We start from the raw sequence: 24,712 nt of genomic DNA on the forward strand, positions 1-24,712 counted from the left end.
CTTAAGCGCGCGACTGGCGAAGGGCCGTCAGGATGGCCTCGACCGCGACCATGTGCGGGGTGTCGCCGGTCTCGACGTGGACCTGGGCCTCGGCATAGGCCGGATAGCGGGCCTCGGCGAGCTCGGTCAGCACCTTCACCGGATCCTTGCCGCGCACCAGCGGTCGGTTGTCCTTGCGCGAGACGCGGCGGGCCAGGAGCTCGACATCGGCTTTCAGCCACACCGAGACGGCTTTCTCGTTGATCAGGGCGCGGGTCTCGGCGTTGACGAACGCGCCGCCGCCGGTGGCCAGCACATGTGGCGGCTCGTCCAGCAGGCGGGCGATCACGCGCCGTTCGCCGTCGCGGAAGGCCGGCTCGCCCAGCTCGGCGAAGATCTCCGAAATCGACCGGCCGGCGGCGGCCTCGACCTCGTTGTCGGCGTCGCGGAACGGCAGGCCCAGCACATGGGCCAGGCGTCGCCCGACGCTGGACTTTCCCACGCCCATCAAGCCCACGAGCACGATCGTCCTTGCGCGCAGAGGGGCGAGGTCGTCGGAAACGATCGGGGCGGCCGCAGGGGCGGCGTCGGGAGTCGGATCAGGCTCGGTCATGATGCGGTCGCGGGTTTACACGAGGCTAGGCCTCAGCGCCAAGTTTGCGAGAGCCTCGTCATGCGTCATAACCGGTCCATGCCTCATTCGCTGCGTTTTCCGTCGCTGATCGCCCTGGCCGCCGCCCTGTCTGCGCCGACCCTGGCCGCCGCTCAGGAGGCGGTGCAGGTCAAGAGCCTGGCCGCCCCCGACTACTTCTCCAGCGCCTTGGCCGATAGGGGCCTTCCTGGCGACCTGTGGAAGGACACCGCGCCGGACCTCATGCGCGAGGTGCTGCCCCGCATCGGAGGACCGCGCGGCCTGTCGCCGGCCTTCGCCGATCTGGCGCGGCGGATGCTGTCGACCGGAGCCAACGCGCCGCCCCGGATTGGCGATGATGTCGAGATGGGCGCGCAACGAGCGTTGGCTCTGATCGCTTTGGGCGAGGCGCGTGGCGTCGATGGTCTGCTGGATCGCACGACCGGCGCGGCCGGCAGCTCGGCCCTGTCGATGGCCGCAGCCGAGGCGGCGCTGATCACCGGCCAGGACGACAAGGCCTGCGCCGTGCAAGATGCCCTGACGGTGGAGCGCGGCGGCGCCTACTGGCTGCGCCTGCGCGCTTTCTGCCAGCTGAAGGCCGGACAGGAAGACGCCGCCCAGCTGACCTTTCAGCTGGCCCAGCAGCAGACCAAGGACGCCGACTACGCCCGCCTGATGGGCGCGGCGCTGGCGGGGAGCGCGCCCGGTGCGGCTTCGCTGAAGAACGGCGTCAACTATGCGCTGTCGCGCCGCTTGAACCTCGACGTCAACTCGGCCGCTGCGGTCGCCTCCGCTGCGCCTGCCCTGAAACCGCTGACCCGGTCGGGAAGCGGCGATCTCGCCGGCGTTGCGCCCGGCGCGGACCTGACCGCCGCCGAAGCCTCGGCCTTGGCGTTCCTGCGCCAGGCCAAGACCCTGCCCGCCTTTGTCGACGCGGCGCAGGCCTCGGCCGGTCCGATCGCGGCGCTCGCCGCCGCCGGCGGACCGCTGCAGGACCCCGTGCTGATGGCCCGCGCGGCCGTCGCGGCGGGTGACCTGGCCAGCGCCCAGACGATCCGCGCGCGGCTGGTGCAGGACAGCATTCCCGGCGCCAGCGGTGCGGACCTGGCGATCCTCGACGCCCTGATCACGGCGGCTTCCGGCAAGACCGACAACCAGGTGCTCGGCGCCCTCGTGGCGCGCGGGGCAAGCGGCGGCGCCCGCTCCCCGGCCCAGGCCGCCGCCCTGCTGCTGGCCAGCCTGGGCGGAACCCTGGACGCCGACGCGCGCGGTCAGGTCTACAATTTCGACGCGGGCAAGTCGGCGGCCCAGCCGGCCCGCCTGCAACTGCTGGACGACGCCGGCGCGGCCAAGCGGGCGGGCGAGGCGGGGCTCCTGGCGCTGTCGATCGCCGCGGACGCCGGCGTCGCCGGACCCGCGCCGGTCGACCGCGCGCGCATCGCCCGGGCCCTGCATCAGGCCGGCCTCGACGCTGACGCCCGCGCCATCGTCGTCGAGGGGCTGCTGGGCCTGGCCTACGCCAAATGAGCCAGGGCGAGGCCTGGGTTGACGCTTTCCTTGAGATGATGGCGGTCGAGCGCGCGGCCGCGCGCAACACCCTGACCGCCTATGGCAAGGATCTGGAGGATGCGCGCGGTTTTCTCGGCCGCTCGGGCCACGACCTGCACGACGCCGACGCCGAGACCATCGAGGCCTATTTCCAGGACCTTGGCGCGCGGGGCCTGTCGCCGGCCACCGCCGCCCGCCGTCGTTCCGCCGTGCGCCAGTTCTACCGCTTCGTGCTGGGCGAGGGCTGGCGCGCCGACGATCCGTCGCGCCGCGTGGCCGCGCCCAAGGCCGGCCGCCCCCTGCCCAAGGTGCTGGAGCGCGAGGAGATCGAGCGGCTGCTCGCCGCCGCTGCGGCCAAGGACAGCGCCCAGGGGCTGCGGCTGGCCTGTATGATCGAGCTGATCTACGCCTCGGGTTTGCGGATCTCGGAGCTCCTGGCCCTGCCGCTCTTGGCCCTGGCGCGCGACCCCGCCTACCTGATCGTCAAGGGCAAGGGCGGTAAGGAGCGGCTGGCGCCCCTGAACGACGCGGCCCGCGCGGCGGTGAAGGCCTATCTGGAAGCCCGACCGGCCTTCCTGTCCAAGGGGCAAAAGGACAGTCCGTGGCTGTTCCCCTCGCGCGGCGCGACGGGGCGCCTGACCGCGCGCCGCGTGGGCCAATTGCTGGAAGACGCGGCCATCGCCGCCGGCATCGACCGCCAGAAGGTCAGCCCCCACGTGCTGCGGCACGCCTTCGCCACGCATTTGCTGGAAGGCGGGGCGGACCTTCGGGTGATCCAGACCCTCTTGGGCCACGCCGACATCGCGACCACGCAGATCTACACGCACGTCGCGGGCGAGCATCTGGCGCATATCGTCCAAACCAAGCACCCCTTGGGGCGGAATAAGGGGTAAAGCGCCAGCATTGACGCGCCGCGCGCCCATCGCCTAGGAAAGCCCCCACCAAATCTACGGGTTTGCCCTGCGGCCGCCCGAACCTCGAAAGGTCGGCCATGTCCGAAGAAACCCGCGACTCCAACGGAACCCTGCTGGCCGACGGCGACACCGTCACCCTGATCAAGGACCTCAAGGTCAAGGGCTCGGGCGGGGTGACGCTGAAGCGTGGCACGGTGGTCAAGAAGATCCGTCTGACCGGCGACCCCGACGAGATTGAAGCCAATGTCGACAAGGTTCGGGGTCTGGTTCTGCGAACCGAGTTCGTCAAGAAGGCCTAACTTAACCTTGGCCTGCTAGGTCTGGCCTCCAGACAGGCGGAGAACCGCCGATGGGGGCTGGAAGGCCGATGGTGATGGTGACCGGGCAGGCGGGCGCGTTGGCGCTGATCGCTTACGCCAAGAACGCAAAGGCTGGGCCGTCGAGCGCGCCGTCCAAGGCGGTTGCGACGGCCGCGACGCCGGCCCCGAACTCGCCGGAGGCCAAGAAGGCGGCCGAGGCCGCCGAGGCGATGGCCAAGCTCAAGAAAGACATGCGGCTGGGCAAGAAAAACGCCATCGGCGACGCCAAGGGCCGCGCCAAGGCCAAGCTGCAGCAGGTGATGGAACGCCTGAAGCTGCTGAAGAAGATCTACGCCAATGACCCCAAGGCCATGGCCAAGGCTCTGGCCGCTGCGGCCAAGGAATTGAAGGCGGCCGTCAAGGACTATGGCAAGGCCGCCAAGGAAGCCGGCGAGCTCTACGCTCAGGACTTCGCCAGCCTGCCCGACGCGGCGACCGACCCCGAAAGCTCAGCCGCCCAGCGCAAGCAGCTCGAGGATGAGGCCAAGATGGAGGCCTCGGGCGACATGGACTTCCTCAAGGAGGTCCGCAGCACGAGCAACGCGCTGAAGGACGAGCTTCAGACCGCCAAGACCAAGGGCATCCTGACCCAGCCGGGCAAGTTCGAGCGCTCCGATGAGGTCAAGGAAGCCGAGGACGGTCTCAAAGAGCTCGACGAGATGACAGAGGACCTGGATCAGCAGATCCGCCGCGACATGCCGCCCGGCAGCCTGATGAAGCTGGCCGCTTAAGGCCACGCTTCAACGACTGGGCGCTCGCTATTGACCGTCAAACGCTAAGCGCAGGGCGCCGATGTCGAGCTTGACCATGTTCATCATCGCCTCGAAGGCGCGCTTGGCCTTGGCGGCGTCGGGGTCGCGGATCATCTCGATCAGCGCCTTGGGCGTGACCTGCCAGGACAGGCCGAAGCGGTCCTTGAGCCAGCCGCAGGCGCTGGGCGCGCCGCCGCCGTTCAGGAAGGCGTCCCAGTAATAGTCGACTTCGGCCTGGTCTTCGCAGTCGATGACCAGGGAGATGGCCTCGTTGAACTGGAACGCCGGACCGCCGTTCAGGCCCAGGAACGGCTTGCCGTCCAGCTCGAAGGCGACGGTCAGCACATCGCCGATCTTGGCGCCGTCGCCAGGCGTGTCGACGAGCGATCGCTGGACATCGGTGATCCGCGCGTTGGGAAAGACCGAGACATAGAACTCGGCGGCCTCCAGGGCCTTTCCATCGAACCAGAGGCAGGTGGTGATCTGCGGCATGGGGCGTCCTCCATCGTGACCCTAGGACGGACGAGGATCGGCCGTCCCGACAAGCGCGGAAATAATTTCGCGGCCGGTCTTCTGGCGCGGCGCGGGGTGGCCCATCTTCTCAGTCTCGGACGCCGCCTCGTCGTCGGCGTGATCAACAGGGAAACGCCCCATGAAGACGCGTGAACTCGGTGATGGCCTCAAGGTCTCTGCCATCGGCCTCGGCTGCATGGGCATGGGCCAGGTCTATGGAACGGCGCTGGAGAAGGCTGACGCCTTGGCGTTGATGGCGCGCGCGGTCGAGCTGGGCGTGACCTTCTTCGACACCGCCGAGGTCTATGGCCCCTTCGCCAACGAGGAACTGGTGGGCGAAGGTCTGAAGCCCTTCCGCGACCAGGTGGTGATCGCCACCAAGTTCGGCTTCGACATCGGTCCGGAGGACCTGGGGCAGGGCATGGCGCGCGTGCGCGGCGTCAACAGCCGTCCCGAGCATATCCGCAGCGTTGCCGAGGCCTCGCTGAAGCGGCTGGGGATCGAGACGATTGATCTCTTCTACCAGCACCGCGTTGACCCGACCGTGCCGATCGAGGACGTGGCCGGCACGGTCAAGGACCTGATCGCCGAGGGCAAGGTCAAGCATTTCGGCCTCTCGGAAGCCGGCGCCGCCACCATCCGCAAGGCCCACGCCGTCCAGCCGGTCGCGGCGCTGCAGAGCGAGTATTCGCTGTGGTTCCGCGAGTTGGAGGCCGAGATCCTGCCGACGCTGCGCGAGCTGAAGATCGGCCTGGTGCCCTACAGCCCGCTGGGACGCGGCTTCCTGACCGGCGCGGTCAAGGCCGAGACGATGGGCGACGGCGACTTCCGCAGGGGTCTGCCGCGCTTCCAGGGCGAGGCGCTGGCCAAGAACCTGTCGCTGGTCGAGGCCCTGGCCGCCATCGCCGCCGACAAGGGCGTCACCCCGGCCCAGCTGGCCTTGGCCTGGATTCTCCACCAAGGGCCAGACATCGCCCCGATCCCGGGCACGACCAAGGTCCACCGGCTGGAGGAAAACATCGCCGCCGCCGACGTGACCTTCACCGCCGACGAACTGGCCCGCATCGCCGCCGCCGTGCCCGAGACCGCGATCGAGGGCGAGCGCTACAGCAAGACCGGCATGGCGATGGTGGGGCGGTAGGGGGGGCGGGTTCTTCTCCTCCCTTGACGGGGAGGAGAGGGCGTTACGCTCATCCCCCCCTCGCCGCCTGTGGCCGACCAAGCGCGCCCTTGATCCGTCGCGCCACCTGCCCTCACACTCGTAACCATGACCGAAAGCCCGCTCCGCACCCTCGATTCCTTCGAGTTGCTCAAACTGGGCAAGGCGTCGGTGACGGTGGGCAGTCTGGCGGCGGGGCTGCTGATCGTGGCGGCGGCGCTGTTCGCCGCGCGGCTGACCTCGGCGGGGCTACGGCGCCTCCGCGAGCGAGCAGGCGGCAACGCCGCATCGCTTTATGTGGTGGAGAAGGTCGCCAGCTACAGCCTCGTCGTCATCGGCGTCCTGGCCGGCCTGTCGACCATGGGGGTCAACCTGACCTCGCTGACGGTCTTCGCCGGCGCGCTGGGCGTCGGGGTGGGCCTGGGCCTGCAGGGGATCATCAAGGACTTCGCCTCGGGCGTCAGTCTTGTGTTCGAGCGGCTGGTGGCGGTGGGCGACTTTGTCGAACTGCCCAATGGCGGGCGGGGCGTAGTGCACGAGATCGGGCCGCGCGCCACGCGCATCCGCACCAATGACAGCACCGACATCATCGTGCCCAACTCGGTGCTGGTGAACGATCAGGTGATCAACTGGACCCTGCGCGGCACCAACCGACGCCTGCGTGTGCCGTTCGTCACCGCCTTCGGGACCGACAAGGAGAAGGTGCGCGAGGCGGTGCTGAAGGCCGCCAAGGCTGCGCCCTTCACCTCGCCTGACGACGCCACCCGCCGCGCCCAGGTCTGGCTGGTCGGCTATGGCGAGAGTTCACTGAAGTTCGAGCTGGTAGTCTGGCCCACGCTCGAGGCCGTAAGGCGTCCGGCGGCGATCTTCGCGGCCTATACCTGGCTGATCGACGACGCCCTGCGCGAGGCCGGCATCGAGATCCCGTACCCGCAGCGCGACATTAGGCTTCGCGGCCTGTTCGGCGAGGAGGGGGAGGAGGCCATGGCCAGTCTGCGTCTGGAGCCGGCCGCCCGCCGCCGCAAAGCGTCCAAGGCCGCCCGCATCGGGTCCAGCAACGACGCCGCCGCCGACTTGGAACGCGAGGATCCGGAAGAAGCGCCCATGACCCCGACTGAACGACGATAAGCTTGACGCGCTTTTTGCGCCGCCGCATGGTTCTCGCAATTGCGAAATGATCCCCTCGCGAAGGGGACGTAGCGGGGAGTGACCGGCATGAAGACGCCGCGCGGCTTTTTCAAACCCTTGGCCATCGGCGCGCCGACGCCCTATCGCGAGCTGCCCGCCCGCGTGGAGCGGATGATCCACTTCGTGCCGCCGCACCTGGAGAAGGTGCGCGCCAAGCTCCCCGAGATCGCCCCGACCGTCGACGTCATCCTGGCCAATCTCGAAGACGCCATCCCCGCCGACGCCAAGGGCGCAGCCCTGGCGGGTCTGGTGGCCATGTCGCGCGAGGTGGACTTCAAGGCCCTGGGCGTCGGCTTCTGGACGCGGATCAACTGCCTGAACTCGCCCTGGCACCTGGATGAGATCGCCACCATCGTCGAGAAGGCCGGCGACAAGATCGACGTGATCATGGTGCCCAAGGTCGAGGGGCCGTGGGACATCTTCTACATGGACCAGCTCCTGGCCTCGCTGGAGGCCAAACACGGCGTCACCCGGCCGATCCTGCTGCACGCGATCCTGGAGACCGCCGAGGGCGTGATGAACGTCGAGGCTATCGCCGCGGCCAGCCCGCGCATGCAGGGGATTTCTCTCGGCCCGGCGGATCTGGCCGCCAGCCGCGCCATGAAGACCACCCGCGTGGGCGGGGGGCATCCGGGCTATCGCGTGATCGAGGATCCGCATGCGGACGGTTCGGCGCGTGTCTCGGTCCAGCAGGACCTCTGGCACTACACGTTCGCCAAGATGGTCGACGCCTGCGCGGCCCACGGCATCAAGCCGTTCTACGGCCCGTTCGGGGCGATTGACGATCCGGTGGCCTGCGAACAGCAGTTCCGCAACGCCTTCCTGATGGGCTGCGCCGGCGCCTGGAGCCTGCACCCCAGCCAGATCGAGATCGCCAAGAAGGTCTTCAGCCCCGACCCGGCCGAGGTCGCCTTCGCCAAGAAGATCCTCGAAGCCATGCCCGACGGCACGGGCGTGGCGATGATCGACGGCAAGATGCAGGACGACGCGACCTGGAAGCAGGCCAAGGTCATGGTGGATTGCGCCAAGCAGATCGCGGCCAAGGACGCGGAGTATGCGGGGTTGTACGGGTTTTAGATCCGTACTCGCCCCCTCCGCGCCTGCGGCGCTCCTCCCCCAGAGGGGGAAGAAGGTCCGTGCTCCTTCTGCCCCCTTTGGGGGGCGGACGACCACGCGCAGCGTGGTCAGGTGGGGGCGTGCTGAGCTCCAGAATTCACGCTAGTTCCCCGCCACCGTCGTCACGACCTTCGCCCCCGCCGTCAGCAGCTTGTGGATCGGGCACTTTTCGGCGATCTGGAACAGGCGCTCGCGCTGTTCGTCGGTGAGGTCGCCCTCCAGGGTGATGATCCGCTCGAAGCGCTCGTGCGGCGTGGCGTCCTTGTCGAAGGACGAGAACACCTCGACGTGCAGGCCGCTGATGTCCCAGCCCTTCTGGTTGGCGTAGAGGCGCAGGGTCATGGTGGTGCAGGCCGCCAGCCCTGCGGCGACCAGCTCATGCGGATCGGGGCCCAAATCGAGGCCGCCCTGCGCGGCGGACAGATCGGCGACGATCGTCGCCGGGCCCGCCGTGACGAAGGTCTGCAGGCCGCCATGGCCGCTGTCGGTGGCGGTCGCAAAGGGGCGGGTCGGGGTGGTCTCGGTCATCGGGGCTTCCTTGGATGGACGGCCGAAGCTGGCGCTTCGGCGTCCGCCGTTCAAGGCCGCGCTTGCGAGATCGGCGTCAGGGTGAAGTCCGGCGCATGATCGGGCCCCAGCGTGATCGAGGCGACCGGGATCACCGGTCGCTGGCTTTTCACGCCGATCTCGAACCAGGCGAGCAGCGAGGCCAGGATGATCTGGGCCTCAGCAAGGGCGAAGCCGGCCCCGATACAGACGCGCGGACCCGCCCCGAACGGCAGGAAGGCTTCAATGCCCCACGGGTGCGGCTGGTCGAGGAAACGCTCGGGGCGGAACGCTGTTGGCGCATCCCACAGCTTGCGGTGTCGATGGATCACCCAGGGACTGATCGTGATCGTGCAGCCGGGAACGACCGGGCAGCCCAGCACCTCGTCCGCCTCAAACGCCTGGCGCGCGATCATCGGCGCTGACGGATATAGCCGCAGCGTCTCAAACAGCACCGAGCGCAGCAGCGGCCAGTGCTTCAGGTCGTCCAGGTTGGCGACCCGTTCGACCGGAAAGTCCAACACCTCGGCGCGGACGCGGCCTTGAGTGTCTGGGTCCAGCGCCAGCAGATACGCCGCCCAGAACAGCAGGCGTGAGGTCGTCTCAAAGCCAGCGGCCAGCATCGAGCTGCTCTGGTCGCGGATTTCCTGGTCTGGCAGGGGCGCGCCGTCCTCGGTGCGCGCGGCGAGCAGGCGGTCCAGCAGGTCGCGGACCTCGGCGTGCGGCTTGGCCCGCCGCTCGGCGATCAGGGCGTCGACCGCCGTGAACCAGCGCTTGCCGATCCGCCGCCGCTCGCCGTCCATGAACAGCAGGTCGTCGGCGCCCTTGGCCACGAAGTCCATCAGGTTGAAGTGCGCCGGCCCCTCCATGTAGCGGCGGGCGAGGTCGGCCAGCAGGGCGCCTTCGGCGTCCGCGCGGCGCGAGAATAGCGCCCGCAAGACGGCGTCCAGGGTGGCGCGGTGGAAGGCCTGGGCCAGGTTGGCGCGATTCTGGCCTTGCAGCGTTTCGGTCAGCCCGGCGCCGGCGGCGATAAAGTGGGGCAGCAGGCCGCCCGTCGCGGCGGGCGTGAAGACCGGGGCCAGGCTCTTGCGCTGCCTCCGCCAGATCTCGCCTTCAGACATCAAGACGCCCTCGCCGACCAGCGGCTTGAGCGAACGCGCCGCCTTCACGGGTCTCCGGTACTTCGGTGAGGTCAGGACGTGGCGGACGGCCGTGGGGTTGTTCACGAACAGGCCGTGCTGGCCCATGAACATGTAGGGCGTGACCAGGCTTTCGAAGTCTTCTTCGCAATAGGCCCCGATCAGGCTGCGGCCCATCTCCAGGGCGATGCGCAACTCACCCACGAACGAGCCGCCGAGCGGGCGGGGGTGAACCTTGGGGGCTGGAGGGATCAACGGCGCGGAGCGGACGATGGCGTCCATGGTGCGGCCTTCCGGATTTCAGGATCCCGCAGCGGGCTCCATCCGGATCGGCACCTTAGGCGCGTTCAGGTTGCGATGCAATAATTCATCGCGTGTTGAATTATGCGGCTGCGGCCTGCGGGGCGAAAACGTCGAACGCCCTCTGGGCGCCGCGCCAGACCTCCACGAAGTCACAGCGATGGTGCATGTCCAGAAGCTCAAGAGCGCGCAAGCGCGCGGCTTGATCGTCGGCGCAGGGCGTGACGTCGAAACGGGGGACCGAGCCGTCGGACTCGACACAGAAGAAGGTAAACACCTGCATGGGAACTGTGCGCTCTCATCAGGCGGGGCCGCGCACGTTCGATGGCGGGGGCCGCAGGGCGCAGGTCGGCTTCCGCAACCTGCTACAAAACAACATAGGACTCTATGTCGCGATTCACCAGACTAGGAGAGTCTTGAATCGAGACTCACCTGGGGATCAATCCTGTGGATAAAACGAGGCGACACCGGGGCGGTTCCCGGCCGAAATCTCGCCTCTTTCCCTCGGGGGATTCCATCTCTAGGTTCGCAGCCCTTCATCAACGGCGACGTTAAGAGTCCATGGCCGCCCATTATCTCGATTTCGAACGCCCCATCGCCGACTTGGAAAGCAAGATCGAAGAGCTGAGCCGGCTCTCCGAAACGGCCGGTCCAGGCGCGTTCGACACCGAGATCCAGGCCCTCCGCGACCGAGCCCAGGCGCTGCGCAAGGAGGCGTACGCCAATCTCGACGCCTGGCAGAAGACCATGGTCGCCCGCCACCCGCAGCGTCCGCACCTGCGTGACTACGTCGCCGGCCTGATCGACGAGTTCGTCGAACTGCGCGGCGACCGAAAGTTCGCCGACGACCAGGCCATCGTCGGCGGTCTGGGTCGTTTCCGCGGCCAGCCGGTCGTGGTCATGGGCCACGAGAAGGGCCACGACACCACCACCCGCCTGAAGCATAACTTCGGCATGGCCCGCCCCGAGGGCTATCGTAAAGCCGTGCGCCTGATGGACATGGCCGAGCGCTTCAACCTGCCGGTCATCACCTTCGTCGACACCGCCGGCGCCTATCCGGGCCTGGGGGCCGAGGAGCGCGGCCAGGCCGAGGCCATCGCCCGCTCGACCGAGCGCTGCTTGACCCTCGGCGTGCCCATGGTCGCGACGATCGTGGGCGAGGGCGGTTCGGGCGGCGCTATCGCCTTGGCCGGCGCCAACCGCGTGCTGATCCTGGAGCACTCGATCTATTCGGTGATCTCGCCGGAAGGCGCGGCCTCGATCCTGTGGCGCGACGGCGCCCGGGCCAAGGATGCGGCCACCCAGATGCGCATCACCGCCCAGGACCTGATCAAGCTGGGCATTGTTGACCGCATCGTCGAAGAGCCCGCCGGCGGCGCCCACTCCGACACCGAGGCGGCGATCCAGGCCGTCGGCGACGCGGTCGAGGACGAGCTGAAGGCGATGGCCGCCATGAGCGCCGCCGAGCTGAAGGCTCAACGCGCCGAACGCTTCTACGCCATCGGCCGGTCGGGCCTGCAGTAGGCTTTTTCCACGGACGCGAAGCGGGTTACGCTGCCGAGATCTCTGGAGCTCGCCTGATGACCCGCGCCGCCGTCCTGTCCGTCCTGACCTTTGCGCTTATGGCCGCCGCCGCGCCGGTCGCCAGCGCCCAAGCCCCCAAACCCGCCAAGCCCGCAAAGCCGGTTTCGGCGCTGGACCGCTGTCTGGCGACGCCTGAGGGCATGTCGACCTACGGCATGATCGATTGCATCGGCAAGGAGGTCGTCGTGCAGGACGCGCGCCTCAACCGCGCTTACCAGGCCGCCTTGATGCGTCTGGAGCGCCCGCGCCAGAAGGCCGCCCTGCAAAAGGCGCAACGGGCCTGGATCGCCTTCCGCGACGCCGACTGCGCCAGCTATCTCGATGAGGACTGGGGCTCGATGGCTCGGGTCGAGTCGAACCAGTGCGTGCTCGACCACACTCGCCAGCGGGCCGATGAGCTGGAGCGCTATCGCGCTGGCTATTAGGCGCTTGCATGACGTAGCGGGCGCCCCAGCATAGTCTCCCGAAAATCAAGGGAGACCTGTCGCCATGGCCATCAAGACCCGTTTCACCGAGCTGTTCGGCGTCGAGCATCCGATCGCTCAAGGCGGCATGCAGTGGGTTGGCAAGGCTGAGCTGGTCAGCGCCGTCGCCAACGCCGGGGCGCTGGGCTTTCTGACGGCCCTGACCCAGCCCACGCCGGAGGCGCTGTCCAAGGAAATCGCCCGCACCCGCGAGATGACCGACAAGCCGTTCGGCGTGAACCTGACCATCCTGCCCACCATGACCCCGCCGCCCTACGCCGAGTACCGGGCCGCGATCATCGAAAGCGGGGTCAAGATCGTCGAAACCGCCGGCTACAAGCCGCAGGAGCATGTCGACGACCTCAGGGCCAATGGCGTGAAGGTGATCCACAAATGCACCGCCGTCCGTCACGCCTTGAGCGCCGAGCGGATGGGCGTCGACGCCATCAGCATCGACGGCTTCGAGTGCGCAGGTCACCCGGGCGAGGACGACATCCCCGGCCTGATCCTGATCGCCGCCGCTGCCGACAAGGTGAAGATCCCGATGCTGGCCTCGGGCGGCATCGCCGATGCGCGCGGCCTGGTGGCGGCCCTGGCGCTCGGCGCCGACGGCGTCAACATGGGCACCCGCTTTTGCGTGACTCAGGAGGCCCCGATCCCGATGGCGTTCAAGGAGCAGATGGTCGCCAATGATGAGCGCCAGACCGACCTGATTTTCCGCACCCTGCACAACACCGCCCGCGTCATGCGCAACGCCGTCAGCCAGGAGGTGGTGCAGATCGAGCGGGCGGGCGGGGCCAAGTTCGAGGACGTCGCGCACCTGGTCGCCGGTACGCGTGGTCGCGACGCGCTGGCCCAGGGCGACACTAATGGCGGCATCTGGAGCGCCGGCATGGTCCAGGGGCTGATCCACGACATCCCGACGGTGAAGGACCTGGTGGACCGGATGGTCGCGGAGGCCGAGGACCTGATCCGGGGCCGTTTGGCCCGCATGGTCGGCTGAGGGCCCTTCAGGCCCGGCGGTGTGTGACAGTTGGTCGCGGAGCCGCGACCGAGACGGTAAACTCGGCTTAAGCGGCGCCTTGCAGGTTGAGGGCAAGGAGATCCGCCATGGCCTTGCCGAAAACCAAGTCACTGCGCGTTGTGCTCGCCCTGACCGTGGGCGCCCTGTTGCTCGCCACCGGGCTTGGGATCACCCTCACGGGCTGGACAGTGATCCAGGGCGACGCTCGGCGTCAGGCCGAGATCGAGGCGCGCGCCCTTCTGCAAGGCTATGCCGAGGCGATCGCCAAGGACATCGGCGCTCCTGTGACCCATGCCCATGCCGGCGCGGCGGCGGTGGAGGCTCTGGTGGCCGACACCGGCTCGGCCAATCGCGACCAGGTGGGGCGCACCATCCGACGTATGATCGAAGCGCGCCCCGACGCCGTGGGTATGGCGGTGGCGTTCGAGCCTAACGCTATCGACGGCCGCGACGCGGAGTTCGTGACCCACCCACATTCGGATCAGAGCGGCCGCTACGTCCCCTATTTCTTCTGGACCCCGGACCGCACCATCGGCCTGGAGAAGCTGATCATGACCGCCGAGGGCGGCATCGACGGCTGGTACACCAAGCCCTTGGCCGAGAACCGTGACCTGATTACGCCGCCCTATGTCTACCCGGTCAACGGCAAGGACGTGCCGATGAGCTCGGCCGTGGCGATCATCCGTCGCGACGGCAAGCCTGTCGGGGTGGTCACGACTGACGTGTCACTGGCCGCCATCGTCGACCGCACTGCCGGACTGACGCCGTTCGGCGTGGGCAAGGTGATGATCGCCGGCGGCGACAACCTTTGGGTCGCCCAGGCCGACAAGTCGCAGCTGGCCAAGCCGATGAAGGACGAAAGCCTGCGGCGCCTGTCCGACAAGGCCAAGAAGGACGGCTTCGCCATCGAGATCAAGGGCGGAACGCTGCGCGCCGCCGTACCGGCTCAGATTCCCGGCGTCGCTGACGTCTGGACCGTGATGTTGGAGGCCCCGATGAGCGCGGTCATGGCTGGGGCGAACCTCACGCTGGCCCTGATGGCCGCAGCGGGCCTGGCCTTTGTCGCTGCCGCTCTGGCCCTGACTTGGATCGTCGCGGGCCGTATTGTCGCGCCAGTCGAGAAGATGACCGGCTACATGGGCGCCCTGGCGGGCGGCGACTATGAAACCGACACCCCGTTCGTCGAACGTGGCGACGAGATCGGCGGTATGGCCCGTTCCGTCAAGGTCTTCCGTGACGCCCTGCTGGAGCGCCGCCGCATCCGCCAGAGCGAGGAGGAGGCGCGCAATATCGCGGAGTCCGAGCGTCGATCGCGCGACGCCGCCGGACAGCGTGAGGCCCAGGAGCGTGAGCAGGTGATGGACGCCTTGGCCGAGGGGCTTTCAAAGCTGTCGGCGGGTGATCTGGTCTGGCGCATCGACACTCCATTCCCGCCCGCCTTCGAGACCCTGCGGGCCAACTTCAACGCGGCCATGGGCGATCTGGAGAAGACCATCGCGGTGCTGGCTCAGAGCGCCGAGTCGGTGCGCGCGGGTTCGGCCGAGGTCTCGGCCGCCGCCGACGACTTGGCGCGCCGCACCGAGCGGCAGGCCGCCAGCATCGAGGAGACCGCCGCGGCGCTTGACGAGGTTACCGCCACGGTGCGTCAGTCAGCCGCCGGCGCCGACCAGGCCCGCAAGACCGTCGCCGCCAGCCGCGAGGCCACCGAGGCCTCCCGCCGCATCGTCGCCGACGCCGTGGCCGCCATGCGCCAGATCGAGACCTCCTCGCAGTCGATCAGCCAGATCATCGGGGTGATCGACGAGATCGCGTTCCAGACGAACCTTCTGGCCCTCAACGCCGGGGTCGAGGCCGCGCGAGCGGGCGAGGCTGGCCGTGGTTTCGCTGTGGTCGCGCAGGAAGTGCGGGCTCTGGCCCAGCGCTCGGCTGATGCGGCCAAGGAGATCAAGACCTTGATCTCAACCTCGACCCAGCAGGTCGAGCAGGGCGTGGGCCTGATCGACCGGGCCGGAGCGGCGTTGGAAGGCGTCACCCGACAGGCCGCCGAAATCAACGAACTGGTGGCGTCCATCGCCGCGTCGGCCCGCGACCAGGCCGCCAGCCTGTCGGAGGTGAACAGCGCGGTGAACCTGATGGATCAGAACACCCAGCAGAACGCCGCCATGGTCGAGGAAACCAACGCCGCCGGCCAGAACCTGGCCAATGAGGCCGAGCGCCTGGGTCAGGCCGTTAGCCGCTTCCGCCACGCCGGCGAAGCCGGGACCCCGCACCGCAGCCGCCGCGCCGCCTGACGGGCGTCCCCTTCTACGTCAGGCGCAGCGGGGACGCGGCTCAGGCCTTCGGTCTAGAGGGTTAGCACCATTGCGCCGATGCCAGGGTCGGTGCGGCTGGGCTTGCCCGTTTCGACATGTCCGGCGTACCGCCACAGGATGTCGGCGTCGGCCGCGTTGCCTAGACTGATGTCGTACCAAAGGTCGCTGGCGGCCAGGTCCAGCGCGACTTCGCGCGCCTCGCCGGCCTTCAGGACCAGGGCCTGCTGCCGCGCGGCCCCCGCAGTGACGGGATAGCGCGGATCGACGCTGAGGTTCAGCGTCGCCTCGGCGGTGGTGTCATTGCGCAGGTTCAGAACCACCTTGCCGGCGGAGGGGTCTTCGCGCAGAGCGACCCGGATATAGCCGTCCTTCGAGGGGCGGCCCCGGAAATGGCGATAGAAGCCGTTGGGACCGTGGACGGCCAGATCGTAGGCTTCCTTGTCCTTGTGGTTCCAGTGCGCGGCCGTGTGGCGCTCGCCCGCGACCAGGGTGTAGTGCCAGGGCGGGCTCAGGCCGTAGGGCGCATAGTCGTGGATGGTGAAGACCGCCGCGTGAGCGCCGGTGTTGGCCAGGTCGATCAGCAGGTCTTCCCCGTTCGGTCGCAGGTCGGCCGCCAGGCGATAGGGCAGCGGCCGCGCCGGCCTCTGGGCGCGAGGCTGCTCGGCGGGGGTCTGGACGGCCGGGATCTTCAGGTCGGGCTGGCGCGCGGCATGGGCAAGGCGCTCAGCGTAATCGTCGGTGGAGGGCAGCGCGACAGGGCGGGCGTTCGGCGTCTTGAAGTCGAAGCACGAGGTCAGGTCGCCTGACACAGCGCGTCGCCAGTCGGAGATGTTTGGCTCCATCACGCCGAAGCGCTTTTCCAGGAACTTCAGGGTCGAGGTGTGGTCGAACACCTGCGAGCAGACATAACCGCCCCGGCTCCACGGCGACACGATAATGGCCGGCACGCGGATGCCCAGGCCCAGCGGCTGCAGGCCGCGAACGCCGGGATGGGGGTTCTTGTCGTAGTCCTTGAACTCGCCAGCCACGCTGACGCCGCTGTGGCCTCGGGTTGGATCGGCGGCGGGCATCGGGGGCAGCATGTGATCGAACAGGCCGCCGGCTTCGTCGTAGTTGAGGATGAAGACGGTCTTGGAGAACACCTCCGGGTGATCGACCAGGGCCTCGATCAGCTTGGCGGTCAGGTTCTCGCCGTCCGCCGGCGTCCAGCGCGGGTGCTCGGACAGCGCCGCCGCCGTGACGATCCACGACACCTGCGGCAGGCGGCCGGCGGCGATGTCGGCGCGGAAAGCTTCGACCAGCTGCTTGCCGTCTGACCGGGTGCGGTCAGGACCATCCTTGTGCTCGGAGACCCAGGCGCGGCCGCGCTTGTAGAGGTTGGAGTCCTTGTCGCAAGGACGGAAGGGCTTGAACACCGACAGGATGTTGTCGCCGAAATTGTCGTACTCCTGATAGACCTTCCAGCTGACCCCCGCCGCTTCCAGGCGTTCGGCGTAGGTGGTCCACTCATAGGCCTTGATCGGCTTGTCGGTGGCCATGTCGGCCGAAGGGGTTTCGTCCTCGCCGTAGTTGCTCATCACCGGATCGCCGCCGACGCGTCCGCCGCCGTTGCAACCGGTCCAGAGATGCAGACGGTTGGGATAGGTCTGGGTCAGGGTCGAGCAGTGGTAGGCGTCCAGGATCGTGAAGGTCGAGGCCAGGGCGTGGTAGTAGGGCAGGTCGGAGGCCTTGTAGTAGGTCATCCGGTGCTGCAGCTGGCGGGATACGCCCCACTGATCGAAGCGGCCGCCATTGACGATGATCGTCGCGGCGGTGTGCCCCTGATCGGCGCCATCCACCACATAGGCGTTCGTCGTCTTGGAGTCGGCCCAGTAGGGCTGGACGTAGCCGTCGGGATGCTGGTCGCTGGGTTGGCGCCAGACGGTGTGGCCGTTCCGTAGCCGCAGGGGGCGCGGGTCGCCCAGGCCGCGCACGCCCGGAAAGCTGCCGAAATAGTGGTCAAAGGCCCGGTTCTCCTGCATCAGGATCACGACGTGCTCGACGTCCATGATGGTCCCGGTGCGGTTGTTGGCCGGGGTGGCCATGGCCTTCTCCAGCGTCGCCAGCGTGGCGGCGCTGAGGCCGGCGGCGCCCAGCGCCTTGAGGAAATGGCGGCGATCAGCGGTCATGGCGACGTTCCTCAGCCGAAGGTCAGTTCACTGAAATTGAGGCGGTAGGCGATGTCGGTCGCGCCGGTCTCGGTATCGATGACGCGGTAGAGGATGTGCGGCGCGTTGTGGTCGTCGGCCTCCCACTGGATATCCAGCAGGCACATGGAGTGCAGGCTCGTGGACACGGGAGACACCCGGTAGAGGTTCTTCTCCGGCTTCTCGATCTGGTTGAGACCGCAGAACTGCAGTTCCACCGCGTCGTAGCCCAGTGCGCCGCGCGCACGGGCCACCTCGCCATAGTGTTGATCGCCGGTAATGAAGACGACGCCCGGGCGACGATGCCTGCGGACCATCTTGAACAGGCGGTCGCGGGCGCGCGGATAGTCTTCCCAGGTCTCCGAACCGGTGCCGGCGTTGAGCAGGATCTGCGTGCCGCTGATCACCAGGGTCAGGTCGGCCGGAACCGCCAGGCGGCTGTTCAGCCAGCGCCACTGACCCTCGCCCAGGATGTCGCCCCGGCCATCGGGCGCGTCGCGGCGCCAGCGCACGTCCAGCATGATCACATGCAACCGGCGCTGGCCGAACGTAAACAGCCGGCTGCTATAGACGCCGTCCTCCGGCGCTGAGGTGTCGGTCTCGAGGTTCCAGAAGCGCTGGAAAGCCGTCTTGGAGTCCTCCTTCAGCGCATAGGCCCGGTCGGCGTCGTTAGCGCCGTAGTCGTGGTCATCCCAGGTCGCCATATGCTGGCCCTGGGCCCGCAGTTCGGCGAAGCCTGGCTTGGTGGCGAGCTGGGCGTAGGCCTCGGCGAAGGCGGCCGGATCGTCCTTGGTGTCGACATAGACGTTGTCGCCGATCCACAGGTTGAGATCGGCCTTGGCGGCGGCGTAGGCCAACAGCGCCGGGACCGGCTTCTTCTGCCGAATGCAGCCCAGGATGGCGACGCGACGGATGGGGGTGGCGGACTGCGTCGTCGCTGCGGCGATCGGGGCGGCGAGGGCGCTCAGGGTCGCGCCGCCGAGGGTGGCGGTCACGGTGCGGCGGGTCGGGGTCATTTGCGGAAGACCTTGGCGGAGAAGTACAGGGCCGAGCCTGCGGTGGTGGTCCCGACGATGGCGGCGGCCGCGTAGCAAAGGCCGGTGAAGAAGCCGAGCCAGCTCAGGGACAGGCCGAAGTTCTTCAGCAGCATCAGGGCCACGCTGCCGCCGTAGCCCGAGGCGTCGGCGAGATACATGAAGAAGGCCGCGTTGCCGGGCACGCCCAAGGCTGCGGTCAGTCGGTCGGCCAGCACCGCATTATAAGGGATGAAGCCAAGATAGACCCCCGCGCCCACGGCGATCATCCACCAGAGCGGGCTCAGCAGATGCGCCTGCCAGGCCAGGGTCGCTAGGGCGATCAGGATCGCGCCGGCGATGATCATCACGTGATAGACCAGCACTGCCCGGCGGTTGTCGCGGATCAGCGCGGTCAGGCCGAACAGCGGCAGGATCAGCGCGGCGATCGGCAGTTCCGACAGGCTGAAAATGGCCGGGTCGTCGCCATAGCCCAGCGCCTCCCACAGTTCGACGGCGAAGTTGTCGCGGAAGTCGCGAACGGCGGTCAGTACGATGTAGGCGATGATCAGCAGCGCGATCCCCAAGCCGCCGCGCGCCCAGAAGGCCCGACGTTCTTCGCGGAACATGGGCTGGCGCGCCATGCGCTCGGCGATGTCGCGCGCGTCGGGGGGCGGGGTCTGCGATAGCATCCACACCGAAAACGCCAGGATCGGCAGGAAGAGGGCCCCCGTCGCGGCGGGCATCCACAGCTCCGGAACGCCGTAGTCGACGATTAGCGCCCGGCCGACCGACTTCACCACGCCCGAGGAGACGATGAAGCTGATGCACAGGCCCGCGCCAAGCCATTCGGAGGCGCGTCGGCCTTCCAGGAAGCCGAACACCAGCCCCCAGATCATGCCCAGAGGCAGGCCGCTGAAGAAAATGGCGATGACCTTGAAGGGCGCCGGCAGGACCGCGAACAGGATCAACGCCGTCCACGAGGTGAGCACAAAGCCCACGATCATGTAGGCGCGGTGCTGCGGCCGGGCCTCGCTGACCACCTTGATACCGATCAGCTTGGACAGGGCGTAGCCCAGCACCTGGGCGATCACGAGGGCGATCTTGAAGTCGATGACGAACGGCCAGCCTGGGACGCCGACGTAGCTGGCGACCGCGAAGGGCTTGCGGAACGCGTACATGCAGAAATAGGTGGTGAACGCCGCCGCCAGGGCGTAGGCGGCCACCCATCCCGGACCAGACTTGGCCAGGCCGCGCGTAAGTCTGGAGGTCATGCCGTCCTGAAATCCATAATACGGAATTATACTATATGTAGTGTAATTCCCTATTGTTATGATCGCGTGACGGTCGGTTTGGGCGCTGTCCCGTGTTCAGCGTCTAGGCGTTCAGCGCCGCCGACAGGTGGCGTTCGAGGAACGCCTCTAGGCTGTCGGTTTCGGCGTTCTTGTCCTTGGCCAGCTCGTCGATGCGGCGCAGGGCGATCGCCTGATCGGCGAAGGGTTCGTTGAGGAAGGCCAACTGCTCGGCGTCGTCCATCACGCCGCCCTGCAGCGCCAGGGAGATGCGGGAGTCCTTCGACAGACCGTCCATATAGCCAGGCTCCACGCTGCACAGATAGCGTTTGGCGGCCACGTGCAGGCGGATGGGTTCGCTGACCGGAAGAGGGAAGCGCGCCGCCGCCCAGTCGGCGCCGAGGGCCTCGTGCAAGTCGTCGACGCCGTCTTCCGCCGGAGCCTCGCCCAGGTCGTGGATCATGTGCCCGACATCGTGCAGCAGGCAGGCGATGACCAAGGCGGACGACAGCGCCTGCGCCTCGGCGTGGGCGGCCGACTGAAGGGCGTGTTGCAGCTGGTTGATGCCGTAAAGGCCGTAAGGGCGCCGGGCGTTGCCCAGATAGATGTCCCGGATTTCGTCGAACAGGACTTGAGTGGAGGTCAGCGCTGTCATAAAAATATCAAATCCATCACGTGACGATATTTGATATGCTTATAGAGCATCCCGCTTTAGCCCAGCAAGGCGAATAAAGGCGGAGACCGCCGGAATCTCCATGTTTTCCCGCAAGGTGACGATGTAGACGCCGCCGGTTCGCGGCAGGCCCTGGACGGGCAGGGCCTTGAGCCGAGCATCGTGCCCGGTCTCGCCATCCAGGATGCAGCCGAAGCCGATGCCATGGGCCGTGGCTTCCTTGACCGCTTCCCGGCTCTCGACGATGAAGCCGCGCTCCACACTGGTGGCGCTGCGACCCAGGGCGATTTCCGTCAGGGCCCGTGTCACCGAGCCCTCTTCGCGCAGGACCAGCGGCAGGCCGCCCAGTTCGCGGGCCTCGATATGGTCGCGCTGGGCGAAGGGGTGGTCGACGGGCACCATCAGGTTCAGCGACTGCTCGAACACCAGATGGCAGGCCAGGACCGGGTCGGGCTCCAGCAGCGAGATGATCGCCACATCGGCGCGGCACTCCATCACGTCCTGGGTCAGCGAGCGCGTATTGCCCAGCCGGGTGGAGATCTCGATATCGGGATAGGTGCGGCGGAACTGGCTGATCAGATGCATGGTCGCCGGCGGGGTCGAAAAGCCGATCGACATGCGGCCCCGCTTCAATCCGCTGAACAGATTGGCGGTCATCTCGAAGTCGTCGACGCGGCTGATGACTAGTCGCGCCCGCGTATAGAGCTCGCGCCCGGCGTCGGTCAGGTTCTGGTTCTGGGTGCGACGGTTCAGCAGCCGCACGCCGCAGATCTGTTCCAGTGCGTTGATCTGATTGGAGATGTTGGGTTGGGAAACGCCCAGCACGGCGGCCGCCCGCGAAAAGGAGCCTTGATCGACGACGGTGACGAAGGCCTTCAGCGCGCCGATCGACAGGCTGCCGGTCTCACGGCGCCGGCTACGCTCGGCGCCATCCTCGGGCGAAACGGCCATGATTCTCTCTTCGGCAGCGGACAGGCTCGGACCATACAAATCGGAACCGGAAACTCAAACAGACCCTGTCCCCACCAGCAGTCACTGATCTTGTCACCAAAGAAAAGCCCTTCCGGCCTGAACCGGAAGGGCGTCGACGAAAGTCAGGTCAGATTAGTACGAGTAGGCGACGCGCAGGATGAAGTTCCGGCCCGGCTCCATGTAGTCCTTCTGGTAGGTCGGGTTCTTGCCCTTGGTCGTGTAGTAGCGGTGACCATCCAGGATGTTCTGCACGTCGAAATCGACGGTCAGACCCTGGCGAATGGTGTAGCGGGTGTGCAGGTCGAGCGACTTGTTCGGCTGCACCCACTTGTCGACCGCGTTGTCGCGCGTGTCTTCAATATAGGCGCCCTGATACTGGTAGCTCAGCTTCGCTTCGATGCCGTACTTTTGGTAGGTCAGCGAGGTGTTGTAGATCAGGTCCGGCGCCTGCAGGAACGTGATCGGATGGCCGCGACGATAGGCTAGGCCCGTCTCGGCCTCGGACGTCTGCGAGGTGACGTTGGCCTCGACGCCGAAGCCGTCGAACGGCGCCGAGAGCCCTTCGAACGACTTGATCAGGTTCAGTTCCACGCCCGTCAGCGTCGCTTTCTCGCCGTTTTGCGGCTGGGTGATCGTGATCGTGCCTTCCTTGGTGGGGGCGTTGACCGAGCGGCCGTTGGTGAAGATGAAGTGCTTGATCTTCTTGTGGAAGACGCCGATCGACACCACGCTCGAGCGATCCGGATACCATTCGGCCGACAGGTCGAAATTGACCGACTCGCCGGGCTTCAGGTCCGGGTTGCCCCGGCTGATGGCGATGATTTCCTTGGTCGAGGGATCGCGGGTCACGCTCTCGCCGCGCGAGATGTTGGAGTATTCCGGACGCGAGAAACTGGTCCAGATCGCGCCGCGATAGACCAGGCTCTCGCCCTGGCGGTAGACGGCGGTCAGGCTGGGCAGGACGTTGGTGTAGTCGCGCTTGGTCTTGCCGAAGCCAGCGGTGGTGTCGCTGATCCAGGCGGTGGTTTCCACCTTGGTGTGCTCGATCCGCGCGCCGCCGACGACCTCGAGGCCGCCCGAACGCAGGTGCGCCAGGGCGTAGCCGGCGTAGATGGTTTCCGAGCCCTTCTTGTCGTCCTTGTTCAGGTCGGCGGTCGAGTAGGTCACCGGATTGGCGGCGCGGGCGGCGTTGACCGCGGCGATCACCCGATCACGGCTCAGGACCGAGCCATAGTAGTAGCGGTCCTTGAAGAAGCCATCGACCTGGCGCTCGACCAGGCCCGACGCCGCCAGCGACTTGCCGGCCAGCGGCGTGCCCGACAGGTCGCCTTCCCAGATCGGGGTGGAGTCGTAGTCGCGTTCCGACTTCAGATACTTGAAGCCGGTCTTCACATAGTCGAACAGGCCGCCGACCTCGTAGCGGGCGTCGACCTTCAGCGCGGTGCGGGCGTCGGACTGCTTGTCCTTGCTCATCGAGGCGCCGTCGAAGGGCAGCAGGTCGTCGCGGTGGTCGACATTGGCCGCATAGGCCGGCAGCTGCGCCATCGGGAAGCGCGGATCGGCCGACGACCAGAGGATGCCCGTCGAGGTGAACATCGGGTCGGTCGAGCACTTATCGCAGTTGTAGCCGATGCCGTAGTACAGCGGCGTGCCCTTCTCGCCGTACGAGTAGCTGACGTCGTAGTCCAGGCTCAGGCGATCGAAGCGGCTCTGGCCGCCGGCGTTGATCGTGTAGAGCGAGGACTCCTGATCCTGGGACTCGTGGGTGCGGGCGAACTGGAAGGCCTGCGGGTTCCAGACGCCCGAGCGGCCGAACAGCGACCAGTAGGAGTTGCCCGACTTGCGGTCGGCGTCGGTGATCAGGCCGTCCTTGTCCGCATCGACGATCTGGCCGACCGTGTAGCCGTAGATATTGCCCTTCACCGGATCGCGGCCGGTGATCATCTGCTCGGGCTGGCGCAGGGTGGTGTCTTCCAGGTTCACCTGGGTCAGGCGCTTGGTCGGACGGCTGCGGAAGTCGGTGTAGTCGTTGGTGCCCGTGCGGTTCAGCTTGGCGTACTGGCCGCGGACATAGAAGTTGTGCTGGTCGATCTGGTAGTCGGCCGAGAAGTTGCCGCCGAAGCGCTCCTGCTCGCCGCGACGGAAGTCCAGGTCGATGCCCGGCAGGTACATCGAGCGGCTGTCGATCGCCTCGATCGAGTCCTTGCGCCAGCGGTAGGGCTCCCACTCGCCGTCGTTCTCGGACTCTTCGTTCGTGTAGTGGCTCTTGCCGTAATAGATCGAGCCGAACAGGCCGAAGTCGCCGTTGCCGAACTTGCGGGCGCCGTCGATCTGGATCTGGCCGCTGCCGGCCGGCTCGTCCTGCTTTTGGGCGCGGTCATTGAGGCCGTACGAGGCGAAGACGCGCAGGGTCGGCTTGCGGAAGTCGAAGGCGGTCGGCGTGACGAAGTTGACCGAGCCGCCGATCGCGTCGCCGTCCAGGTCCGGGGTCAGGGTCTTGTTGACCGCGATCGCCTTCAGGCCGTTGGGCGGCAGCACCGTCATCGACATCTTGCGCGAGCCGGAGTCGGTCAGGGCCACGCGCACGCCGTTGATCGAATAGGCGTTGTAGGTGCTGGCCAGGCCGCGGATCGAGACGTACTCGCCTTCGCCGGTTTCCTGGTTGACCACGACGTTGACGCCGGGGATGCGGGCCAGGGCGTCGGCCACGTTGGCGTCGGGCAGCTTGCCCAGGTCGTCGGCCGAGATGACGTTGACGACGCCGGTGGCCTTCTTCTGCTGGTCGATCGAGTTGGCGGTCGACAGGCGCTGGCCGGTGATGACCACTTCGCTGACGGCGTCGTCGGCCGCCGGCTTGACCGGGGTCTTCTGGCTCTGACTCGTCGTCGACTGAGCGTGCGCGGCCGAGCCGAGGGCGATGGCGAACAGGCTGACGCCGGTCAGGGCCGCGAGCTTGAGGCGCGATGGCGGGCTGAACATGGATAACTCCGTTGAATGTGTCCCGACGCTCGCCCAGGCGCGCGCCGTCCCCTCCCGTCGGCGAACACC

Annotated in this window: 22 protein-coding genes; 11 read left to right on the plus strand and 11 right to left on the minus strand. The window is 67.5% G+C overall.

Annotated elements, in window-relative coordinates; genetic code table 11:
* Position 1: 1 nt before the first annotated feature.
* Positions 2-592, minus strand: coding sequence for a shikimate kinase (locus CSW63_RS06415; RefSeq protein ID WP_062094112.1), 591 nt, complete (start codon positions 590-592; stop codon positions 2-4).
* 60 nt (positions 593-652) lie between these two features.
* On the opposite strand from CSW63_RS06415, the gene CSW63_RS06420 reads away from it, so the two are divergent.
* The 4 genes from CSW63_RS06420 (at position 653) to CSW63_RS06435 (ending at position 4,162) form a co-directional block, all read left to right on the plus strand.
* Positions 653-2,137: a hypothetical protein gene (locus tag CSW63_RS06420; RefSeq protein ID WP_062094111.1), complete on the plus strand. Its 1,485-nt coding sequence runs from the start codon at positions 653-655 to the stop codon at positions 2,135-2,137.
* Positions 2,134-3,051 carry a site-specific tyrosine recombinase XerD gene (locus tag CSW63_RS06425; RefSeq protein ID WP_062094110.1) on the plus strand — a complete coding sequence of 306 codons (918 nt, stop codon included), beginning with the start codon at positions 2,134-2,136 and terminating at the stop codon, positions 3,049-3,051. The genes CSW63_RS06420 and CSW63_RS06425 overlap by 4 nt, the downstream gene beginning before the upstream one ends.
* A gap of 98 nt (positions 3,052-3,149) precedes the next feature.
* Complete coding sequence (locus tag CSW63_RS06430) at positions 3,150-3,371, plus strand: alkylphosphonate utilization protein (RefSeq protein ID WP_004621989.1); 222 nt, start codon at positions 3,150-3,152, stop codon at positions 3,369-3,371.
* 50 nt (positions 3,372-3,421) lie between these two features.
* Positions 3,422-4,162, plus strand: a complete 741-nt coding sequence (locus tag CSW63_RS06435) for a hypothetical protein (RefSeq protein WP_062094109.1) — start codon at positions 3,422-3,424, stop codon at positions 4,160-4,162.
* 27 nt (positions 4,163-4,189) lie between these two features.
* On the opposite strand, the gene CSW63_RS06440 is transcribed toward CSW63_RS06435, so the two are convergent.
* The gene (locus CSW63_RS06440) at positions 4,190-4,675 is read right to left on the minus strand and encodes a VOC family protein (RefSeq protein WP_062094108.1); all 486 of its coding nucleotides are present in this window, start codon (positions 4,673-4,675) and stop codon (positions 4,190-4,192) included.
* 160 nt (positions 4,676-4,835) lie between these two features.
* On the opposite strand from CSW63_RS06440, the gene CSW63_RS06445 reads away from it, so the two are divergent.
* The 3 genes from CSW63_RS06445 (at position 4,836) to CSW63_RS06455 (ending at position 8,120) form a co-directional block, all read left to right on the plus strand.
* On the plus strand, positions 4,836-5,837 hold the full coding sequence (locus CSW63_RS06445) for an aldo/keto reductase (protein ID WP_062094107.1): 1,002 nt from the start codon (positions 4,836-4,838) through the stop codon (positions 5,835-5,837).
* 126 nt (positions 5,838-5,963) lie between these two features.
* On the plus strand, positions 5,964-6,983 hold the full coding sequence (locus CSW63_RS06450) for a mechanosensitive ion channel family protein (RefSeq protein ID WP_062094106.1): 1,020 nt from the start codon (positions 5,964-5,966) through the stop codon (positions 6,981-6,983).
* A gap of 78 nt (positions 6,984-7,061) precedes the next feature.
* The gene (locus tag CSW63_RS06455) at positions 7,062-8,120 is read left to right on the plus strand and encodes a CoA ester lyase (RefSeq protein ID WP_099503896.1); all 1,059 of its coding nucleotides are present in this window, start codon (positions 7,062-7,064) and stop codon (positions 8,118-8,120) included.
* A gap of 141 nt (positions 8,121-8,261) precedes the next feature.
* Here CSW63_RS06455 and CSW63_RS06460 read toward each other — a convergent pair whose 3' ends face one another.
* The 3 genes from CSW63_RS06460 to CSW63_RS06470 form a co-directional block, all read right to left on the minus strand.
* The gene (locus CSW63_RS06460) at positions 8,262-8,687 is read right to left on the minus strand and encodes an OsmC family protein (protein ID WP_082749355.1); all 426 of its coding nucleotides are present in this window, start codon (positions 8,685-8,687) and stop codon (positions 8,262-8,264) included.
* A gap of 50 nt (positions 8,688-8,737) precedes the next feature.
* A complete protein-coding gene (locus CSW63_RS06465) occupies positions 8,738-10,126 on the minus strand; it encodes a cytochrome P450 (RefSeq protein WP_062094103.1) in 1,389 nt (462 codons plus the stop codon).
* A gap of 100 nt (positions 10,127-10,226) precedes the next feature.
* Positions 10,227-10,427 (minus strand): hypothetical protein, encoded by a 201-nt coding sequence (locus CSW63_RS06470; RefSeq protein WP_062094102.1) that lies wholly within the window; start codon positions 10,425-10,427, stop codon positions 10,227-10,229.
* Positions 10,428-10,705: 278 nt separating this feature from the next.
* On the opposite strand from CSW63_RS06470, the gene CSW63_RS06475 reads away from it, so the two are divergent.
* The 4 genes from CSW63_RS06475 (at position 10,706) to CSW63_RS06490 (ending at position 15,507) form a co-directional block, all read left to right on the plus strand.
* Positions 10,706-11,668, plus strand: coding sequence for an acetyl-CoA carboxylase carboxyltransferase subunit alpha (locus CSW63_RS06475; protein WP_062094101.1), 963 nt, complete (start codon positions 10,706-10,708; stop codon positions 11,666-11,668).
* Positions 11,669-11,724: 56 nt separating this feature from the next.
* Positions 11,725-12,153 (plus strand): lysozyme inhibitor LprI family protein, encoded by a 429-nt coding sequence (locus CSW63_RS06480; RefSeq protein WP_099503894.1) that lies wholly within the window; start codon positions 11,725-11,727, stop codon positions 12,151-12,153.
* Between the two features lie 64 nt (positions 12,154-12,217).
* Positions 12,218-13,195, plus strand: coding sequence for a nitronate monooxygenase family protein (locus tag CSW63_RS06485; RefSeq protein ID WP_062094100.1), 978 nt, complete (start codon positions 12,218-12,220; stop codon positions 13,193-13,195).
* Positions 13,196-13,302: 107 nt separating this feature from the next.
* Positions 13,303-15,507: a methyl-accepting chemotaxis protein gene (locus CSW63_RS06490; protein ID WP_062094099.1), complete on the plus strand. Its 2,205-nt coding sequence runs from the start codon at positions 13,303-13,305 to the stop codon at positions 15,505-15,507.
* A 53-nt stretch (positions 15,508-15,560) separates the two neighbouring features.
* On the opposite strand, the gene CSW63_RS06495 is transcribed toward CSW63_RS06490, so the two are convergent.
* From CSW63_RS06495 to CSW63_RS06520, 6 genes are all read right to left on the minus strand, one after another.
* Positions 15,561-17,696, minus strand: coding sequence for a phosphocholine-specific phospholipase C (locus CSW63_RS06495; RefSeq protein WP_099503892.1), 2,136 nt, complete (start codon positions 17,694-17,696; stop codon positions 15,561-15,563).
* 11 nt (positions 17,697-17,707) lie between these two features.
* Positions 17,708-18,730 carry an alkaline phosphatase D family protein gene (locus tag CSW63_RS06500; RefSeq protein WP_062093269.1) on the minus strand — a complete coding sequence of 341 codons (1,023 nt, stop codon included), beginning with the start codon at positions 18,728-18,730 and terminating at the stop codon, positions 17,708-17,710.
* A complete protein-coding gene (locus CSW63_RS06505; RefSeq protein ID WP_062093270.1) occupies positions 18,727-20,001 on the minus strand; it encodes a DUF5690 family protein in 1,275 nt (424 codons plus the stop codon). The genes CSW63_RS06500 and CSW63_RS06505 overlap by 4 nt, the downstream gene beginning before the upstream one ends.
* Positions 20,002-20,104: 103 nt before the next feature.
* Positions 20,105-20,674 (minus strand): HD domain-containing protein, encoded by a 570-nt coding sequence (locus tag CSW63_RS06510; RefSeq protein ID WP_062093271.1) that lies wholly within the window; start codon positions 20,672-20,674, stop codon positions 20,105-20,107.
* A gap of 39 nt (positions 20,675-20,713) precedes the next feature.
* Positions 20,714-21,643 carry a LysR substrate-binding domain-containing protein gene (locus CSW63_RS06515; protein WP_099503889.1) on the minus strand — a complete coding sequence of 310 codons (930 nt, stop codon included), beginning with the start codon at positions 21,641-21,643 and terminating at the stop codon, positions 20,714-20,716.
* Positions 21,644-21,796: 153 nt separating this feature from the next.
* Positions 21,797-24,643, minus strand: coding sequence for a TonB-dependent receptor (locus CSW63_RS06520; RefSeq protein WP_099503887.1), 2,847 nt, complete (start codon positions 24,641-24,643; stop codon positions 21,797-21,799).
* Between the last annotated feature and the right edge of the window lie 69 nt (positions 24,644-24,712).

This window comes from Caulobacter sp. FWC26 (genome assembly GCF_002742645.2).
In the GTDB taxonomy this organism is placed as follows: Bacteria; Pseudomonadota; Alphaproteobacteria; order Caulobacterales; family Caulobacteraceae; genus Caulobacter.

Bases quoted from the DNA above. Each gene is read 5' to 3' on its own strand.
- CSW63_RS06415 (WP_062094112.1), bottom strand. From the start codon at position 592: ATGACCGAGCCTGATCCGACTCCCGACGCCGCCCCTGCGGCCGCCCCG.
- CSW63_RS06420 (WP_062094111.1), top strand. From the start codon at position 653: ATGCGTCATAACCGGTCCATGCCTCATTCGCTGCGTTTTCCGTCGCTG.
- CSW63_RS06425 (WP_062094110.1), top strand. From the start codon at position 2,134: ATGAGCCAGGGCGAGGCCTGGGTTGACGCTTTCCTTGAGATGATGGCG.
- CSW63_RS06430 (WP_004621989.1), top strand. From the start codon at position 3,150: ATGTCCGAAGAAACCCGCGACTCCAACGGAACCCTGCTGGCCGACGGC.
- CSW63_RS06435 (WP_062094109.1), top strand. From the start codon at position 3,422: ATGGGGGCTGGAAGGCCGATGGTGATGGTGACCGGGCAGGCGGGCGCG.
- CSW63_RS06440 (WP_062094108.1), bottom strand. From the start codon at position 4,675: ATGCCGCAGATCACCACCTGCCTCTGGTTCGATGGAAAGGCCCTGGAG.
- CSW63_RS06445 (WP_062094107.1), top strand. From the start codon at position 4,836: ATGAAGACGCGTGAACTCGGTGATGGCCTCAAGGTCTCTGCCATCGGC.
- CSW63_RS06450 (WP_062094106.1), top strand. From the start codon at position 5,964: ATGACCGAAAGCCCGCTCCGCACCCTCGATTCCTTCGAGTTGCTCAAA.
- CSW63_RS06460 (WP_082749355.1), bottom strand. From the start codon at position 8,687: ATGACCGAGACCACCCCGACCCGCCCCTTTGCGACCGCCACCGACAGC.
- CSW63_RS06465 (WP_062094103.1), bottom strand. From the start codon at position 10,126: ATGGACGCCATCGTCCGCTCCGCGCCGTTGATCCCTCCAGCCCCCAAG.
- CSW63_RS06470 (WP_062094102.1), bottom strand. From the start codon at position 10,427: ATGCAGGTGTTTACCTTCTTCTGTGTCGAGTCCGACGGCTCGGTCCCC.
- CSW63_RS06475 (WP_062094101.1), top strand. From the start codon at position 10,706: ATGGCCGCCCATTATCTCGATTTCGAACGCCCCATCGCCGACTTGGAA.
- CSW63_RS06480 (WP_099503894.1), top strand. From the start codon at position 11,725: ATGACCCGCGCCGCCGTCCTGTCCGTCCTGACCTTTGCGCTTATGGCC.
- CSW63_RS06485 (WP_062094100.1), top strand. From the start codon at position 12,218: ATGGCCATCAAGACCCGTTTCACCGAGCTGTTCGGCGTCGAGCATCCG.
- CSW63_RS06490 (WP_062094099.1), top strand. From the start codon at position 13,303: ATGGCCTTGCCGAAAACCAAGTCACTGCGCGTTGTGCTCGCCCTGACC.
- CSW63_RS06495 (WP_099503892.1), bottom strand. From the start codon at position 17,696: ATGACCGCTGATCGCCGCCATTTCCTCAAGGCGCTGGGCGCCGCCGGC.
- CSW63_RS06500 (WP_062093269.1), bottom strand. From the start codon at position 18,730: ATGACCCCGACCCGCCGCACCGTGACCGCCACCCTCGGCGGCGCGACC.
- CSW63_RS06505 (WP_062093270.1), bottom strand. From the start codon at position 20,001: ATGACCTCCAGACTTACGCGCGGCCTGGCCAAGTCTGGTCCGGGATGG.
- CSW63_RS06510 (WP_062093271.1), bottom strand. From the start codon at position 20,674: ATGACAGCGCTGACCTCCACTCAAGTCCTGTTCGACGAAATCCGGGAC.
- CSW63_RS06515 (WP_099503889.1), bottom strand. From the start codon at position 21,643: ATGGCCGTTTCGCCCGAGGATGGCGCCGAGCGTAGCCGGCGCCGTGAG.
- CSW63_RS06520 (WP_099503887.1), bottom strand. From the start codon at position 24,643: ATGTTCAGCCCGCCATCGCGCCTCAAGCTCGCGGCCCTGACCGGCGTC.